The organism is Acinetobacter sp. KH_038, from assembly GCF_057839405.1.
In genome coordinates this window covers 3,107,321-3,124,877 of record NZ_CM174489.1, presented here as the reverse complement: position 1 = coordinate 3,124,877, position 17,557 = coordinate 3,107,321, and the positions used below count along the sequence as shown (strand labels likewise).

14 protein-coding genes and 1 rRNA gene are annotated in these 17,557 nt (G+C 44.1%); 11 read left to right on the top strand and 4 right to left on the bottom strand.

The window, feature by feature from the left end; all coding sequences use genetic code 11:
* The first annotated feature begins 86 nt into the window (after positions 1–86).
* From rrf to AC3IT7_RS14785, 6 genes are all read left to right on the top strand, one after another.
* A 5S ribosomal RNA gene (rrf, locus tag AC3IT7_RS14810) occupies positions 87–201 on the top strand.
* A 166-nt stretch (positions 202–367) separates the two neighbouring features.
* Positions 368–1,615 carry an esterase-like activity of phytase family protein gene (locus tag AC3IT7_RS14805; RefSeq protein ID WP_489248970.1) on the top strand — a complete coding sequence of 416 codons (1,248 nt, stop codon included), beginning with the start codon at positions 368–370 and terminating at the stop codon, positions 1,613–1,615.
* A 291-nt stretch (positions 1,616–1,906) separates the two neighbouring features.
* Positions 1,907–3,271, top strand: a complete 1,365-nt coding sequence (locus AC3IT7_RS14800) for an MFS transporter (protein ID WP_489248969.1) — start codon at positions 1,907–1,909, stop codon at positions 3,269–3,271.
* 359 nt (positions 3,272–3,630) lie between these two features.
* Positions 3,631–4,980, top strand: coding sequence for an aromatic acid/H+ symport family MFS transporter (locus AC3IT7_RS14795; RefSeq protein ID WP_475653327.1), 1,350 nt, complete (start codon positions 3,631–3,633; stop codon positions 4,978–4,980).
* 107 nt (positions 4,981–5,087) lie between these two features.
* On the top strand, positions 5,088–5,903 hold the full coding sequence (locus tag AC3IT7_RS14790; protein ID WP_475653328.1) for a hypothetical protein: 816 nt from the start codon (positions 5,088–5,090) through the stop codon (positions 5,901–5,903).
* Positions 5,904–5,960: 57 nt separating this feature from the next.
* Positions 5,961–6,284 carry an ankyrin repeat domain-containing protein gene (locus tag AC3IT7_RS14785; protein WP_475653329.1) on the top strand — a complete coding sequence of 108 codons (324 nt, stop codon included), beginning with the start codon at positions 5,961–5,963 and terminating at the stop codon, positions 6,282–6,284.
* Between the two features lie 47 nt (positions 6,285–6,331).
* On the opposite strand, the gene AC3IT7_RS14780 is transcribed toward AC3IT7_RS14785, so the two are convergent.
* Entirely contained in the window at positions 6,332–6,883 is a 552-nt protein-coding gene (locus AC3IT7_RS14780; protein WP_005264505.1) for a type 1 glutamine amidotransferase domain-containing protein, read from the bottom strand.
* Positions 6,884–7,248: 365 nt separating this feature from the next.
* Positions 7,249–7,938: a TIGR04219 family outer membrane beta-barrel protein gene (locus AC3IT7_RS14775; protein ID WP_489248968.1), complete on the bottom strand. Its 690-nt coding sequence runs from the start codon at positions 7,936–7,938 to the stop codon at positions 7,249–7,251.
* 134 nt (positions 7,939–8,072) lie between these two features.
* Here AC3IT7_RS14775 and AC3IT7_RS14770 point away from each other — a divergent pair, with 134 nt between their 5' ends.
* The 4 genes from AC3IT7_RS14770 to zupT all read left to right on the top strand — a co-directional run bounded on the left by AC3IT7_RS14770 (position 8,073) and on the right by zupT (position 12,613).
* Positions 8,073–9,521, top strand: coding sequence for an aldehyde dehydrogenase family protein (locus AC3IT7_RS14770; RefSeq protein ID WP_489248967.1), 1,449 nt, complete (start codon positions 8,073–8,075; stop codon positions 9,519–9,521).
* Between the two features lie 597 nt (positions 9,522–10,118).
* The gene (locus AC3IT7_RS14765) at positions 10,119–11,594 is read left to right on the top strand and encodes a sodium-dependent transporter (protein WP_475653332.1); all 1,476 of its coding nucleotides are present in this window, start codon (positions 10,119–10,121) and stop codon (positions 11,592–11,594) included.
* A gap of 10 nt (positions 11,595–11,604) precedes the next feature.
* Positions 11,605–11,715, top strand: coding sequence for a methionine/alanine import family NSS transporter small subunit (locus tag AC3IT7_RS14760; protein WP_411689564.1), 111 nt, complete (start codon positions 11,605–11,607; stop codon positions 11,713–11,715).
* An 88-nt stretch (positions 11,716–11,803) separates the two neighbouring features.
* Entirely contained in the window at positions 11,804–12,613 is an 810-nt protein-coding gene (gene zupT, locus AC3IT7_RS14755; protein ID WP_475653333.1) for a zinc transporter ZupT, read from the top strand.
* An 84-nt stretch (positions 12,614–12,697) separates the two neighbouring features.
* On the opposite strand, the gene rsmB is transcribed toward zupT, so the two are convergent.
* On the bottom strand, positions 12,698–14,005 hold the full coding sequence (rsmB, locus tag AC3IT7_RS14750; protein WP_489248966.1) for a 16S rRNA (cytosine(967)-C(5))-methyltransferase RsmB: 1,308 nt from the start codon (positions 14,003–14,005) through the stop codon (positions 12,698–12,700).
* Complete coding sequence (gene fmt / locus AC3IT7_RS14745) at positions 14,002–14,964, bottom strand: methionyl-tRNA formyltransferase (RefSeq protein ID WP_489248965.1); 963 nt, start codon at positions 14,962–14,964, stop codon at positions 14,002–14,004. The genes rsmB and fmt overlap by 4 nt, the downstream gene beginning before the upstream one ends.
* Before the next feature lie 408 nt (positions 14,965–15,372).
* On the opposite strand from fmt, the gene ilvD reads away from it, so the two are divergent.
* Positions 15,373–17,202, top strand: a complete 1,830-nt coding sequence (ilvD, locus tag AC3IT7_RS14740; protein WP_489248964.1) for a dihydroxy-acid dehydratase — start codon at positions 15,373–15,375, stop codon at positions 17,200–17,202.
* Positions 17,203–17,557: the final 355 nt, after the last annotated feature.

The following is a 17,557-nucleotide window of genomic DNA, read 5'->3' as shown; positions in this document are numbered from 1 at the left end:
CCTGTTAATGTATTCTATTTGGTACGAAGTACGGCACATACTGCAAAGCAGTTAAATAAGACCCGAACAAGTCCATAAACAGTTGTGCTGGCGACAATAGCAAGAGTGAACCACCTGATCCCTTCCCGAACTCAGAAGTGAAACCTCTTAGCGCTGATGGTAGTGTGGGGTTACCCATGTGAGAGTAAGTCATCGCCAGCTCATTATTCGAAACACCCCCTGCATCAGCAGGGGGTGTTTTTTTATGTGGATAAAATAAGAATTGTTTCTATAAAACTGTCGTTAAAACTTCATTTCCTCGCAACGTTCCTGTCATGCAAAGCACATTCAATAAGGCTTTGACTTGATAAAAAAGATGAATGGACGTATGAGAAAAATCTGCTTAAGTATGCTGGCTATTTCCGTATTGGCTCTGACGGCATGTAATGATTCGGATGATAAGGTTGTTCAGCCTATAGAAAATATCAGTGAACCGACTTTAGTCTCTTTTGCCAAACTGGATGTAGAGACTTATGCAGAAGGGCCTGATTCCGGCAAAGATGTACGTGGAGCAAATGGGATTTTTCCGCCATTTTCAGGTCAGCCTGTACAAGGTTTTTCTGCTGCATTAAAAAATCCGGACGGAACCTATCTGGTGATGTCGGACAATGGCTTTGGCGCGCAGGATAATTCTTCTGATTATTTATTGCGTTTGCATCATCTTTCTAGTGATTTTAGAACCAAAACCGGTGGCACGGCAGCTGTCGAACATCTTGCTTATATTCAGCTTCGTGATCCGAATAAACTGATTCCTTTTGAGATTATTAACGAGAATACTCAAGAGCGTTTATTGACCGGTGCTGACTTTGATCCGGAATCTATGCAACGTGCACCTAATGGGGATATCTGGATAGGAGATGAATTTGGGCCTTATTTACTGCATTTTAATGCAGAGGGAATCTTGCAAAGTCCGCCGATCGCTTTAACACATCCATTAGAGACCGGAACTGAACTGAGATCTCCACAAAATCAGCTAAATAAGGGAACTACAGCGTATATCGAACCTCTCGTACAGCAAAGTGGGGGCTTCGAAGGCATGGCAATTTCACCTGATGGCCGCTATTTGTACCCTTTACTCGAAAAACCTTTATTAAATGCCACGACTCCACAATTAATCATTTCAGAGTTTGATATAGAAAATAAGATTTATACCGGAAATTTCTATTATTTTGAGCTGGATTCTAAAGCTACTGCTATTGGTGATTTTCAGCTTTTTAATGCCCAAGAAGGGGTGATCATTGAACGCGATGACAGTGAAAATAATCTGGGCGGTTATAAAAAACTAATCAAGGTTAAACTGAATCAGTCCGGTGAGTCTGTGACGCGCGAAGAACTGGTCAATTTGATGGATGTGGCCAATCCGGATTTACTTTATGGTCCGGTACGTCCGGGAGATATTGCCACCGGTCAGCGCTTTGGTTTTCCATTCCAGACCATTGAGGACATTATTATTGAAGGGCCTGATTTAATTACCGTCCTGAATGACAATAATTTTCCTGGCTCCAGTGGGCGTAATCAAAATCTGGCAGATGATAATGAAATGATTCAGATCCAATTACCTCAACCATTGTATTAATTGCATTTTATTTTCGAAATTTAAAAAACTCTTCCAGAGTCTGAAGGCTCTGGAAGAGTTTTTTAAACCAAAAACCGGCTGAAATTGTTAATCATTGATTAAAAACTAGACCCATGGGTTTAGTTTTTTGCATCATGCTTAAGACTTTAGTCGCATACTGTCTCAAAAATAGCTGTGTTGAACTAAGTTGTTGCGAAAACATGGCGATAAGAATCATTAAAAATAATAAATAAGAGTTAGTGTCATGTGTCGTGCTAAAAACAACGAATAACAACTCACAGGAGGTGAGGCGTGACTATAAATACAGTAAATGTAAATGCTGTAGTAGATACTGCAAAGTTTAAACCCTTTCATTTAAAAGTCGTACTTTGGTGCGTATTTATCGTGATTTTTGACGGTTATGATTTGGCAATTAACGGTGTAGCCCTGCCACTACTAATGCAAGAATGGAATATGTCTGCAGTGCAGGCTGGCATGCTGGCCAGTACTGCTTTGGCCGGCATGATGTTTGGTGCCATGCTGTTTGGCATGCTGGCTGATAAAATTGGCCGAAAAAATGTGATTCTGATTTGTGTCACCTTATTCAGTGGTTTTACTTTTTGGGGCGGTTTCGCCTCGAACCCAACCGAATTCGGAATTTTGCGATTTATTGCAGGTCTAGGAATTGGTGGAGTATTGCCTAATCTGGTTGCTTTAACCTCTGAATATGCGCCCCAAAAAATGCGCAGTACCTTGGTGACCACCATGTTTAGTGGTTATGCGGTGGGCGGGATTATGGCAGCCTTGCTTGGGGCCTGGTTTACTCCAAGTTTTGGTTGGGAAATCATGTTCTATATCGCCGGTATTCCATTGTTAATCTTGCCGATTTTATGGTTTTATTTGCCAGAATCTTTAACTTTTCTGGTGAAAAAACAGCAAAATGAAAAAGCCCGCCATATTGTGCAACAGCTCAGTCCAGAACAGAATCTGAATGCAGATACCCATTTTGTGCTGAATGAAGTACAAACCTCAGAAGCCTCAATTGCAGCACTCTTCAAGCAGGGCCGTAGCATGAGTACCTTGCTGTTCTGGTCGTGCTTCTTTATGTGCCTGTTGATGGTTTATGCCTTGGGCAGCTGGTTGCCGAAACTGATGATGGCAGCCGGATATTCGCTAGGCAACAGTTTGATGTTCCTGATGGCCATGAATATTGGTGCAGTCATTGGTACCATTGGTGGCGGTATTCTGGCAGACCGGTTCCATTTGAAACCGGTTATTATCGGCATGTTCCTGCTCGGTGCGGTATCACTGGTTGGCCTTGGCTTCAATTCACCACAAGCGGTTATTTACTTGCTGGTGGCGCTCGCGGGTGCTTCTGCAATTGGCAGTAGTATTTTGCTCTACAGCTTTGTGGCGCAGTATTATCCAATGTCGATTCGTTCGACCGGGATTGGCTGTGCATCGGCTGTGGGACGTGTCGGTGCGATTGTAGGCCCAATCTTTATTGGTTTCCTGCTGGGCATGGAATTACCGCACAAGTTTAACTTTATTGCGGTGGCTATTCCGGCATTGATTGGTGCAATTGCTGTTTCCATGATTGTGCGTAAAGACCTCAATGCAGAAAGAAATGCCGAAACCTTGCGTGCCGAACAGAAACTCAAGTCGATTAAAACCTGATGCAGCATGATGGCTGCGATAAAGCCACCTGCTGAATTTGCAAAAACCTCTTTATTTAAAGGGGTTTTTGCTTATCTGGTATATCAAATTAAAGCAATATTCAATTGATCAAAAAAATAAGCAATTAAAATTGCTAGAAAATTAAGCCAATTTTAAAATAAATATAAATTATTCAAAATCTTATATTATCAATAATGTGACCATATCACGTAAATAAATGACATTTCTGAGTCCATAGCCGAATATCAATTAGTCTTATTGTGCCTTAAATCCCGCTTGCGTATATTGCCTGACAATTGAAGATTGTCTTCAATCTTCAACAAGATGTTATGGACAAGTACTCATGGGAGATGAGAACGATGACAACGGAAAAAATAGATGTAAATTCTGTAGTCGATAATGCGAAATTCACGCCTTTCCACTTCAATGTAGTTGCTTGGTGTTTACTCATTATCTTATTTGATGGCTACGATCTGGCAATCAATGGTGTAGTTTTACCATTATTGATGCAAGACTGGGGCTTGAGTGCAGTGCAGGCGGGCATGCTTGCAAGTACCGCACTGGCCGGCATGATGTTTGGTGCGATGATCTTTGGTTCCCTGGCGGACAAGATCGGTCGTAAGAAAGTAATCATGATCTGTATTGTATTATTCAGTGGTTTAACTTTTGCGGGTGGCTTTGCCTCAAATCCAACCGAATTCGGTATTTTACGTTTCCTTGCCGGTCTTGGTATTGGTGGTGTAATGCCAAACCTGGTGGCATTGACTTCGGAATATGCTCCACAAAAAATGCGTAGTACCCTGGTAACCACTATGTTTAGTGGTTATGCCGTTGGTGGTGTAATGGCTGCGTTATTGGGTTCATGGTTTACCCCAAGTTTTGGTTGGGAAATCATGTTCTTTATCGCGGGTATTCCATTATTTTTATTACCGGTAATCTGGAAATTCCTGCCTGAATCGCTGGCATTTATTGTGAAGCAGAACAAGCAGGCTGAAGCACGCCAAATCGTACGTCGTCTGGCGCCAAATCTGACAGTAACGGATAACACGGTACTTACTTTGCCACAGGAAAATGTGCCTGAAGCAGCGAACGTGGTCAGCTTGTTCCGTCGTGGTCGTGCGGTCAATACTTTACTGTTCTGGGTCGCATTCTTTACTTGCCTGTTAACTATGTATGCACTTAGCAGCTGGTTACCGAAGTTGATGATGGCAGCGGGCTACTCGATGGACAACAGCCTGATGTTCATGATGGTGATGAACGTGGGTGCGGTTGTAGGTATTGTAGGTGGTGGTATTCTGGCGGATCGTTTCCACCTGAAACCGGTACTGATGGTTCTGGGTATGATGGGTGCGATTGTAATGAGCTCAATGGGCTTTGCATCTAACCAGTTCTTGCTTTACATCCTGGTGTTCCTGGCGGGTGCAGCGTCAATTGGTTCACAAATGTTGCTGTATAGCTATGTGGCGCAGTTCTACCCGCTTGCAGTACGTTCAACAGGTATTGGCTGGTCTTCTGCGATTGGTCGTATGGGTGCGATTGTAGGGCCGATCCTGATTGGTGGCTTGCTTGGTATGAACCTGCCTGCTTATTTCAACTTTATGGCAGTGGGTTTACCGGTTCTAATTACTGCAATTGCTGTTGCATTGATCATGCATGACAATGAGTCTGAGAAGATTGGTGCAATTGAGCCAGCAGTGTCTAAAGCTTAAAGCTAAGTATTTAAGTAAGAAGCCTCTGAAAGGGGGCTTTTTTATTGTAAAAAAATTATTTTTAGTAGATTCTATAAAATATTAAATGAAAAAATTAAAGCATTTATATGAATAATTGGATAAATAGACTGACGAATCTTTTTCTTTTCTTAGCTGGTTTAGTAAATATCGTTTTAGGTACGTATTCTGCGTCTCAAAATAATTCAACTATAGCTTTAGTATGTTTAGTTACAGGTCTAATATTTTTATTTGCTTCAACTATTGATAGGTTCGAATCATTAAAAGGCTTGGGTATAGAAGCTAAAACAAAACAGCTGGATCAAAAATTAGTTGAAGCAGATAAAGCTTTAAATTACTTAAGAAGTATGACGGAATTTACAGGAAAAACTCTTGTTGAAATACAAACAAAAATAAGTAGATGGAATGGCGGACCTAGTACAAAAGAACTCATTGAGTTTGGAGAAGAAATTAGAAAGATAATGACAACTACAGGTTCTGATGAAGTAAGTATTCAAAATGTATTAACACCTTGGGCTAAAACCTTATGTATGGATTTAAGCTATAAAAAAGTTGAAAAACTCAGGAAGATAATTAACGACAAAATTGCAGAAATAGAAGTACAGATAAACTCTATATCTAAACCGATTTCTTTACCAAATCAGGAATATGAGAGGTTGCTTGAAAATAAAAGGATACTTGTTACTTTCATTTCTTCAGAGATAGATAAAATTTATATGTTTAAACTTGAAGAATATCCTGAACGTTTATTAAGTATTTACGATAGTGTTCCAATAATTTCACAAAATAAATTACTAATTTTGAAACTAGATTTAAATGAATTTACTGAAGAAATGAGATTGTTAAAAACTGAGAAGAAAGTTATAGATAAATATAGATGGATAAAGGAATTAGATCAGGCTTGAATATTAAACTTATCAGTGGTTAATTTAATAATGAATATGCGTCATAGGACAGTTTATATGCAATTTAATTCTATCTCCCCAATCCCTGAAGATGATGACGAATTACATCTTCCTGAACTGGTGTACTGGGCATCTTTAGGCGACATCGAACAGGTCGAGCAGGGCTTACAAGAAGGTCTGGACGTCAACTCTGCCGATGAAGAAGGCTATAGCGCCCTACAGGCAGCGGCTGAAAATGACCATCTAGACGTAGTCAAACTTCTGGTTAGCAAGGGCGCGGATATTGCTCATCGCAGCCCAAATACGGCTTTAGAACTGGCCGAAATGGCAGGCAATAAAGAAGTGATGGCTTATCTAAAAAGCTTGACCGGAGCTGTTTAAAGCAAAAAAAAGAACCTCAATTGTGAGGTTCTTTTTATGGTATGTGCTTAAGCAGCATCGCCTTCAAGTTCTTTTAAAATCGCTTCATTAAAGGCCGGTAGATCATCCGGATTACGTGAAGTAATCAGAACCCAGTCGCCGGTATTACAGCGATGCACTTCTTCATCGACCCATTTACCGCCGGCATTTTCCAGATCCAGCTTGATGCTCTTATACGAAGTCAGATTCTTGTCTTTGATGCGCTGTGCATCAATCAGGGTCCATGGCCCATGACAGATTGCAGCAATCGGTTTGTGATTGTCGGCAAAATGCTGAATGATTTTCTGGGCATCCTGATTGATTCTTAAGGTATCTGCGTTGACTGTACCGCCTGGAATTACCAAAAGATCATAATCGTTCAGATCGACATGTTCGAGACTGGTATCCGGCGTGTATTGGGTAGCAGCTTTGGTATCACCTTTGACCGTGGCGACATCTTCATTTTTTTCTGCAGCATGAATCACTTCAAACCCTTTGGATTTTAGAAAGTTTAAAGGCTCAGTGAGTTCATCATGTTCAATGCCTTGATTGGATGTAATAAAGAGGACCTTTTTTACCATGATTGCTGTTCCCAAAAAATGTGAGGATTTTTAGCTTAACAACAAGCCGATTCTTACAATGTTGGAGTTTTGGCTCGGAACTGTTAAGCAATGATAAATAAAATCATGGCCATAAAAAAAAGCCCCGACATCCTGTCGGGGCTTTTTCGTATCTCGTGATTTAGGTATAACTCCTGTCGTACCTCACGTCCTGGTGTTGATCTGTTCTTATTATCTTTAGGTCTTCGGAGCTTCCTGCTCTCTATGGTTCTAAGATAATCCAGATCTTGACTGGCAGCTAGCAGCAGATTGCGCTTCTTGCTGTACGCTTTGGCTTACATCAGCGCAGAGAAAATGAGCATGACTAAGCTGCTAAATTCTTGGCATCAGAAATGCACATCCAGGCCGATATATGGGCCTTTAAATTCCAGCTGTAAATCAGGACGTTGATCCTGTTCAAAATCTACCTGCATCATGCGATACCCGATTTTGGCACCGACATCGACCAGCAGATTATCAATAAAATCATATTGCAGTTCGGCCTGTACATCGGTCTTTTTGCTATCGCTGCCATGACTGTAAACCGCTTCCGCTTTGGCACTCAGTCCGGTAAATGGCAATTTAACCCCGGCAGTTGCATAGAGCAGCGGAGCGTATTCATCCAGATCGTATTCTGTAAAAGCCCCGCTATTCAGGTTTTTTACCGTACCATCCAGATTGCTTAAGCCTGCACCCACATCGGCATGCACCACGGTATCCAGCAATTCGTAATACAGAATATAGTCGATATTCTTCAGTTCGATTTCTGAGGCATTGAGCGGAGTGCTTTGTTCGCTGTTGCTGTCCAGATTGACGTATTTGATTTTGGCATTTGGCAACAATGGCGCCGGATGTTCAAAAGCCACGGACAGCTGCGCCGTACCTTGTCGATCCAGATCGTGTTTCACACTGCTATTTTGGCTATAACCGTTAAAATTCCAGTAGCTGAGATCAGCTTTGGCCCCGATCACGTCTGCATGACTGAAGCTGCCGAATCCAAAACCGAGTAATAATATCGTGAGTATTTTTACGCGCATGGCTTTATTTCCTTAAAGCTTTCTTGAAATTGAATATATCTGTTACCTAAAAACATCTTCTTAATATGGCCTAGCAAGTGCATGATATAGAGAATTTGAAAAATGTATATCCTTGAATTTTGCAGGACGAAAAGATGCTAGAGAGCACCGCACAACACGCGAAAGAGTATTCCTTATATGTAGCGGGTCAGGCCGTTCAAACCGGGGAATGGTTAGAGGTCAAGCATAAATATAGCCACGCACTGTATGCGCGTGTCGCTTTGGCAGATGCCAGCACCCTGGAACAGGCAATTCAGTCTGCTGTAGATGCCGAAACTAAAATGGCGGCTTTGCAACCATTTCAGAAACAGAAAATTCTGCTGCATTGTGTACGCCGTTTTCGAGAGATTCACGAAGAACTGACCGAAATTCTGATTGTAGAAGGCGGCAAACCGCGTAAAGCGGCTGAAGCCGAAGTTGAGCGTCTGATCAATACCTTTCAGATTGCCGCAGATGCCGTGACCCAGATGGATCAGGGGCGGATGCTGCCTCTGGCTGTGACTGCGGCCGCAAGCGGCTATCAGGGGATTGTGAAACATGTGCCGATTGGGGCAGTATCTCTGATTAGTCCGTTTAATTTCCCTTTGAACCTGACTGCACACAAGATTGCCCCTGCAATTGCAGCCGGTTGTCCTTTTGTGCTGAAACCGGCCAGTCTGACTCCGATTTCTGCATTGAAAATTGCAGAGATTCTGGCGGAAACCGATCTGCCTAAAGGTGCTTTTTCAGTTTTGCCATGTCCACGCGAGCTAGCCGATGTGCTGGTCACCGATGACCGTTTTAAATTGCTCAGTTTTACCGGTTCCGATGTGGTGGGCTGGGATATGAAAGCCCGTGCTGGGCGCAAGAAAGTTACCTTGGAGCTGGGCGGCAATGCTGCGGTGATGATTGAACCGGATACCGAAATTAATGATGCCTTGATTAACCGCCTGATTGGCGGTGCCTATGCTCATGCCGGACAGGTCTGTATCAGTGTGCAGCGTATTCTGGTTCATCAGGATATTTATACCGAGCTGAAAGATAAGCTGGTCGCGAAACTGAAACACCTGAAAGCAGCCGATCCCAATCTGAGTACGACTCTGGTGGGGCCGATGATCAAGGAAGCAGAAGCCAAACGTCTGAAAAAATGGCTGGATAAAGCGCTGAAACAGGATGCCAGAATTCTGGCAGGTGGTGTGCTGGATGGGGTGATGTTCGCACCGACCTTAGTTGAAAATGTCGATCACAGTCTGGAAATTTACCGTGATGAGGTCTTTGGTCCGGTGGCCATCCTGGAAGCCTATACCGATTTCGAATCCGGTATTGCCTGTATCAACCGTAGCCGTTTTGGCTTGCAGGCCGGAGTCTATACCCAGAACCTGAACAAGATGCTGTATGCCTGGGATCATCTGCATGTCGGCGGGGTGATTATTAATGACATTCCGTCTTTCCGGGTCGATAACATGCCTTATGGTGGGGTGAAAGATTCCGGTTTAGGCCGTGAAGGGATTCAGTCTGCCATTCGTGACATGCAGGAAGAACGCATGCTGGTGATCAAAGCTTAAGCTCAAAATGTTCATCATCCAGATGTACAATCGTCTTGTTTGAGGTCGGATTGTGCATCTGCGCTCTGTGCCCATGAGGTTAAAATTGACAATGAGGTGGTGCAGTAGGTCTAGCTCGATGTAACTCAGCTTACTAATGGCTGCGACTTTTATCGGTGTTATTTTGTGAATGATCCCCTAAAAAACAGTGACTTTATCGGGATAATAGGATGATCTTTGAGAAAGCCTGATCCTGTAGTAAAACTTAAGAAAAATACATTCCAAAAAGTTTGTCAATATATAACCAATTAAATCAAGCCTGTTTCGTAGAATTATTGAGCGCTTAATTCGAATAGATTATAAATAACGAATATTCTGAGCAGAATTTACAGAAAAAATTGAAAAAAGTCAGTATTGTTGAACCATCTACAAGGTCAGCTTTTCGCTCAGACTTTAAGCAAGCTGTCAGGCCTGCTGACCTGTTTGTACATTAGAATTTGACGCCCAAAAGGTGCAGCTCTAATTCAAACACCCAAAATAATTGAAAATACTTCTTTATTTGCTTGCGCCATAACCATAACAAGCAGCATTTGAAGGGGCTTAAAGTTTAGGTGTTCTATGACAGAAACTCGTGAAAATTGGTCTGCACGATCAGGATTCATTATTGCCGCGATTGGTTCCGCCGTTGGCTTGGGAAATATCTGGCGTTTTCCTTATGTGGCTTATGAAAATGGTGGCGGGGCATTCCTGATCCCTTATCTGATTGCGATTTTCGCAGCAGGTTTGCCTTTATTGTTTTTAGACTATGCGGTCGGCCACAAGTTCCGCAAAGCGCCGCCCATGGCCTATAAAAAACTCATGAATGCCGAATCCCTGGGCTGGTGGCAGGTAATGGTCACCCTGATCATCGGGATTTACTATGCCAGCGTCTTGTCCTGGGCCGGCAGTTACATGTTTTATTCCTTTGGGCAGCAGTGGGGTGCAGATACCCAGGACTTTTTCTTCAACACTTACCTGCAAAATGGTGAGGGTTTAAGTTTAGGTTTTGTCCCTGTACTGTTTTTTGGTCTGGTCATTGTCTGGGCTGCGGTCATGCTGATTCTTTACGGTGGAGTACGCCGTGGGGTAGAGCTGGCCAATAAGATCTTCATGCCACTTCTGGTGATTTTGTTCTCTATTCTGGTGATTCAGGCGGTACGTTTACCGGGTGCAGTCGATGGCTTAAATGCTTTCTTCACGCCAAACTGGGAAGCCATGAGCAACTATAAAGTCTGGCTGGCTGCGTTTGGTCATATCTTCTTCTCGCTGTCAGTGGGCTTCGGGATCATGTTGACCTATGCCTCTTATTTAAAACCTAAAACCAACTTGACCGGTTCTGGAATCGTGGTGGCACTGGCCAACTCGTCTTTTGAAATTCTGGCAGGTATTGGTGTATTTGCAGCGCTTGGTTTCATGGCGTTTAGTGCAGGTACCAACGTTGAAGATGTGGTATCTGGCGGTATTGGTCTGGCCTTCATTGCCTTCCCGAAAATCATTTCCAGTTTGGGTGCTGGTGGTGACCTGTTTGGCTTCCTGTTCTTTGCTTCATTGACAGTTGCCGGTATTACCTCGATGGTCAGTATCCTGCAAGTGCCGATTGCCGCGTTTCAGGACAAACTGGGCTGGTCAAAGAACAAGTCTGTGACGATTATTGCCGGTGGTTCAGCGGTGATTTCTACCTTGATGTTCTCGACTCATAGTGCGATTACCTTTGTTGATATCATTGATTACTTTGCCAATAATATCGGTATTGTCGGTGGCGGTTTAATCTCGATTATCTTGCTGTCCTGGTTCCGTCGTCCATTGATGAAACAGCTGGAAGGCCATGTGAATCAGTTTGCCAGTATCAAACTGGGGCGTAGCTGGAGCTTCATGCTGACAGTCATCACCCCGTTGTCCTTATTAATGGCATTGGGCCTGACCCTGAAATCGATCATGGCAGAAGGTTATGGTGGCTATGCTGCCAGTACCCTGTGGATGGTAGGTGGAGGCGTGATGGCATTCTTTATTCTGGGTGCCATTCTATTCAGTCTGGTCAAAGACCGTCACAGCTAGGAGAAGCAATATGAATACATCTGCACTGATCATGATGATCATCTCCATCGTTTTGTTATGGGGTGGCTTAATCCTGTCTGTAATTCATCTGTCGAAAAATCCGGAAGAACCAGAAGACTAAAAATGTTCACATAAAGCTGCTGTTCATGTAAACGAAAGTCATTATCATCTTGAGTGATAATGACTTTTTTAATGGCTGATGATTGGGCATGATTTCTGTTTCAGATGGACAAGTCTATACTGCCTTTGCCGTGACCTTTCTGGCCGGACTGGCCACCGTAGTGGGTGGGGGACTGGTATTATTTTTTAAAAAACCCAATTTCCGCCTGCTGGCCTTTGGTCTGGCCTTTGCGGCCGGCGCTATGGTTTATGTCTCTTTAACTGAAATTCTGAATAAATCAATTGCCTCCTTTAGCCTGGCTTTCGATGAAAAAACCGGTTTTGCCTTTGGCACTTTTGCGCTTTTACTGGGGGTGATTCTGGTGTTACTGCTGGATCGCTTTGTGCCCAATCCGCATGACACGATTGAAACCCATTCTGCCGAGGGTGTCAGCTCGCCGCAATTACTGCGTACCGGCATGCTGACCCTGTTTGCAATTAGTGCGCATAACTTGCCGGAAGGGCTGGCCACCTTTTTTGCCACACTGGAAAGTCCGGCTCTGGGTGCACCACTGGCAGTCGCGATCGCAATTCATAATGTACCGGAAGGCGTGGCGATTGCCTTGCCGGTGTATATGGCCACCGGGCGCAAGGATTATGCACTCTGGGCCAGTCTGGTATCTGGCCTGGCCGAACCTTTGGGTGCTGCCTTGGGTTATTTTATTCTGGCGCCTTATATGAGCGATACGGTATATGGTCTTGTATTTGGCCTGATTGGTGGGGTGATGGTCTATCTGGCACTGGATGAGTTATTACCGACGGCAAAACGTTATGCCGAAGGACATGAAACCGTTTATGGACTGGTGAGTGGCATGGCTGCACTGGCGACCAGTCTGGTGATCTTTAAGTTTATTCAGTAAGTCCTGTGACAAGCCGGCCATGCAGTAAAGTATGCAATAAAAAAGGCAGCCGAAGCTACCTTTTCCAATTTTAAAAATGATGATTTATGCGATCTTTTCAATACGGCAATAGAAGAAGCCGTCGCCTTGATCTGCTTTTGGCAACAACTGACGACCATGTATCTGTTCGATGCCCCAATCGGCTTCGATCTTGATTTCCTTGGCATCTGCATGCTGGGCAAAAAACTCGACCATTTGCTGTTCATTTTCCGCTTTCAGAATCGAACAGGTGATGTAGAGCAAGGTGCCGCCGACTTTTAGCTGCTGCCACATATTTTCCAGAATCTGCTTTTGCAGCGCGACGGTTTGCGGAATATCTGTAGAATGACGCAGCAAACGGATATCCGGATGACGACGGATCACACCAATGGCAGAACATGGTGCATCCAGCACAATACAGTCGACCGGTTCAGGCGCTGTCCAGCTGATGGCATCGGCTGCAATAATTTCAACTTCGGCATAATCGGTTAACAGTAAGCGTTCCAGATTTTCTGCCACGCGAACCAAACGTTTCGCGTCCTGATCAATTGCATAAAGCTTTTTCGGACTATATTTTTCCAGAATATGCGCAGTCTTACCACCCGGTGCAGCGCAGGCATCTACTACAACTTTACCTTCCAGATCAGGTACTAAGGTTGCACATAGCTGGGCGTGTTCATCCTGAACCGAGAAACCGCCGGCTTCATAGCCCGGCAGGTTTGGAATATGCACATTCTGTTCCAGCACAATCCCGACTTCAGACAGGCTGCAAGCACGTGCTTCATAACCTTCTTCTTCCAGAATTTCCAAATATTCATCACGGCTGACCTGATTGACATTAACACGCAAGGTCAGCGGTGCAATCTGTTTTAACTCGTGCGACAGTTCAGCCAGCTGTTCCGGCCAGTCTTTCTTTAAACGTTTGAATAACCAGCTTGGCAGGCCATGTGCCTGATTTAACGCCAGATCAAATTCTTCTGTTTCACGTGAAACACGACGTAACACCGCATTGACCAGACCACTTAAAGGTTCAAAACCCAGCTGTTTGGCGGCAGTCACGGTTTCTGAAATGGCGGCATGCGCCGGAATGCGGGTACATAGAATCTGATATAAACCCAAATAGAGACAGCTTTCTAAAGCCTGATTATCGAGGGGTTTAGTTAATAACGGCAGGGTAATGGCTTTCAGGCCATGCCACTGACGTAAACAGCCCAAGGTTAACTCGTGATATAAACCACGGTCACGTTCAGACACGATATTGATATGTTGATTGAGTACTGAAGCAAGTGATTGGCCGTTTTGTACAGCCAAGAGTGTTTTGACAACTTGCGCGCGCAAATTCAAGTTTTTAGCTGATGATTGAATTTGGCTCATGCGAATTTATATCCTACCGATAGTTTTTGAGTTTGATTAATTTGAACAGCATTCAGGGCTTTGCCACCTGGCCATTGCAGATTGGTGATGCAAATGGCGTTCTGATCGCCACACATCACATGTACGCCGTCTTTATCCAGAGCAATCACTTCGCCAGGCAGAGCATTACTTGCGTTTTGCGTAGAAAGTGATGAATTCCAGATGCGTAAATTGTTGCTGTCATCCAGGGGGGTAAAGGCCACCGGCCAGGGATTAAAGGCGCGAATATTCCGGTCAATCTCTGCCGCAGGCTGGCTCCAGTTGATTTGTGCTTCCGCTTTTGAAAGTTTATGTGCGTAAACCGTAAGTGCTTCGTCTTGCACTTCACGTTCAGCCAAATATTTTTGTAAGCTTTTTTCAGACTCAAGTACCTGAACGGTAGCTTCAGCACCTTGAACAGCAAGTTTGTCGTGTAAGGTTGCAGAGGTATCTGTCGCTTCAATTGGGCAGATGGTTTTCAGTATCATATCGCCTGTGTCCAAGCCTGCTGCCATTTTCATGATGGTTACACCGGTCTCGGTATCGCCGGTAGCAATGGCACGTTGAATCGGTGCTGCACCGCGCCAGCGCGGAAGCAATGAACCATGAATGTTCAGACAGCCATATTTGGGTGTATCCAGAACCACTTGTGGCAGGATCAGGCCATAGGCCGCCACCACCATCACATCTGCATTTAAGGCTTTGAGTTCTGCTTGCGCTGCCAGACCTTCTTCAGTCGATGACTTGAAGTGCAAAGGCTGATAGACCGGAATATTGTGTTCTAGCGCCAACTGCTTGACTGCAGATGCCGTAAGTTTTTGCCCGCGTCCGGCTTTGCGGTCAGGCTGGGTATAGACCGCCACAATTTCATGCTCGGTTTTGAGTAGCGCAGCCAATGCAGTCGCTGCAAATTCTGGTGTGCCTGCAAATATGATCTTCACACATGAAATTCCAAATAAACTTAAAAGCTATTATAAGCCAAAAGCCAAATTTCAGCCTAATCGTTGCAAAAACTTATTCAAGAAGCTTGCTGAGTGCTTGAATTTCAGTGGAATTTTTATATAAAAAAAACTCATGCAAATTGTAAAAATTATTCATGAAAGTTTTGTATTGTCCTGACGACGATGGCGGTATAGTAGATTTCATCAAGAAATTTTTATCGCCAGATCATCATAATCTCTCTATAGATATTTTTGCCTGCATCTACAACCAAAAGGTCATCTTGTAAAACAAGGACTTGTAGTATGATAGGTCTAAAATTCAACTGATTTAAGCTCATTGTCAGTATGATTTAGCCAGAGTGGATCTGCCCGGTTCATTTCAAGCTCAAACTTTGTTGGAAATATAAAATGCCTGACTATCGTTCAAAAACATCGACACACGGAAGAAATATGGCTGGCGCGCGCGGTTTATGGCGTGCTACCGGAATGAAAGACGAAGATTTCGGTAAGCCGATTATTGCGGTCGTTAACTCATTCACGCAATTTGTACCGGGTCATGTCCATCTAAAAGACCTGGGTCAGCTGGTTGCACGTCAAATTGAACAAGCAGGCGGCGTAGCAAAAGAATTCAATACCATTGCTGTCGATGATGGCATCGCGATGGGTCATGACGGCATGCTGTACTCATTGCCTTCACGTGACCTGATTGCTGACTCGGTTGAATACATGGTCAATGCACACTGTGCAGATGCGATGGTGTGTATTTCAAACTGTGACAAAATCACCCCGGGCATGCTCATGGCAGCCATGCGTCTGAACATTCCTGTGGTGTTTGTTTCAGGCGGCCCGATGGAAGCGGGTAAAGTGCAAATTCGTGGCAATGAACAGGCGATTGACCTTGTTGATGCGATGATTGTAGCGGCAGATGACAACTACACAGACGAAGAAGTCAAAGCATACGAACGTTCTGCATGTCCAACCTGTGGTTCTTGTTCAGGCATGTTCACGGCCAACTCAATGAACTGTTTGACTGAAGCTTTGGGTCTGTCTTTACCGGGTAATGGTTCTACGCTGGCAACCCATGCCAACCGTAAGAAGTTATTTGAGCGTGCAGGTCAGTTGATCGTTGAAATCACTAAGCGTCATTATGAACAGAATGATTACAGCGTATTGCCACGTAATGTAGCGACCAAAGCATCCTATGAAAATGCCATGACTTTGGACATCGCGATGGGTGGTTCAACCAATACCGTTCTTCACTTGTTGGCAGCTGCTCACGAAGCAGAAGTAGACTTCACCATGGACGATATCGACCGTTTATCTCGTAAAGTGCCTGTACTGTGTAAAGTGGCACCTGCGGTTAAAAACGTTCATATGGAAGATATTCACCGTGCCGGCGGCATTATGTCGATCCTCGGTGAACTAGACCGTGGTGGTTTACTGGATACTTCTGTACCTACCGTACATGAAGCGACCTTAAAAGATGCCTTAGACAAGTGGGACATTATCCGTACCGAAGATGAAGAGGTGTATAATTTCTTTAAATCTGCACCGGGCGGTGTTCCAACGCAAACTGCATTCTCACAAGACCGTTACTACACACGCCTTGATGGTGACCGTGAAAATGGTGTGATCCGCAACGTTGAACATGCCTTCTCGCAAGACGGCGGTTTGGCAGTGCTTTATGGCAACATCGCACTGGATGGTTGTATCGTAAAAACTGCAGGCGTGGATGACTCCATCTTAAAATTCAACGGCACAGCACGTGTCTTTGAAAGCCAGGATGATGCAGTAGAAGCCATTCTTGGTGGAAAAATTGTGGTAGGTGATGTGGTACTGATCCGTTATGAAGGTCCACAAGGTGGTCCGGGCATGCAAGAAATGTTGTACCCAACCAGCTACTTAAAATCGAAAGGTTTAGGCAAAGACTGTGCACTTGTCACTGATGGTCGTTTCTCTGGTGGTTCTTCAGGTCTTTCCATTGGTCATGTTTCACCAGAAGCAGCTGAAGGCGGCACAATTGCCTTGGTTGAAGATGGCGATCGTATCGAAATTGATATTCCAAACCGTAGCATTCATTTAGCCGTTGCTGAAGATGTACTGGCAGCACGCCGTGAAGTACAAGAAGCCAAAGGTTGGAAGCCTGCTAAAGAACGCCCACGTAAAGTCTCTAAAGCGCTGAAGGCCTATGCAATGCATGCCACCAGTGCGGCGAAAGGTGCGGTACGTGATATCTAAGCTGTAATTTTTATAGCGCAAAAAAGCACTCCAGATGGGGTGCTTTTTTATTTAATGAAATTTATAGGTTCAGTACAGCGCAGTCTTAAAGGAAATTGGCTAATTGCAGCTTATAAGCTTCGGTTTGACCTACTTTTGTTTCGGCAAAAGTAGGCAACCACTCTCATCTGCAAAACTCGTCCGAAACTAGCTTTTTTCACTTAGATCGCAGAAACAGTAAATATTAATTGTAGTCCTGCCTCGGACAGTTGCAGATGACTTTGGCATGTATCAAATATTATAGAAACACCTGAAAGCTGTATTGCTCTGTTTTAATTCTATACAATGATCTTAAAATAAATTGCCAAAGACCGAA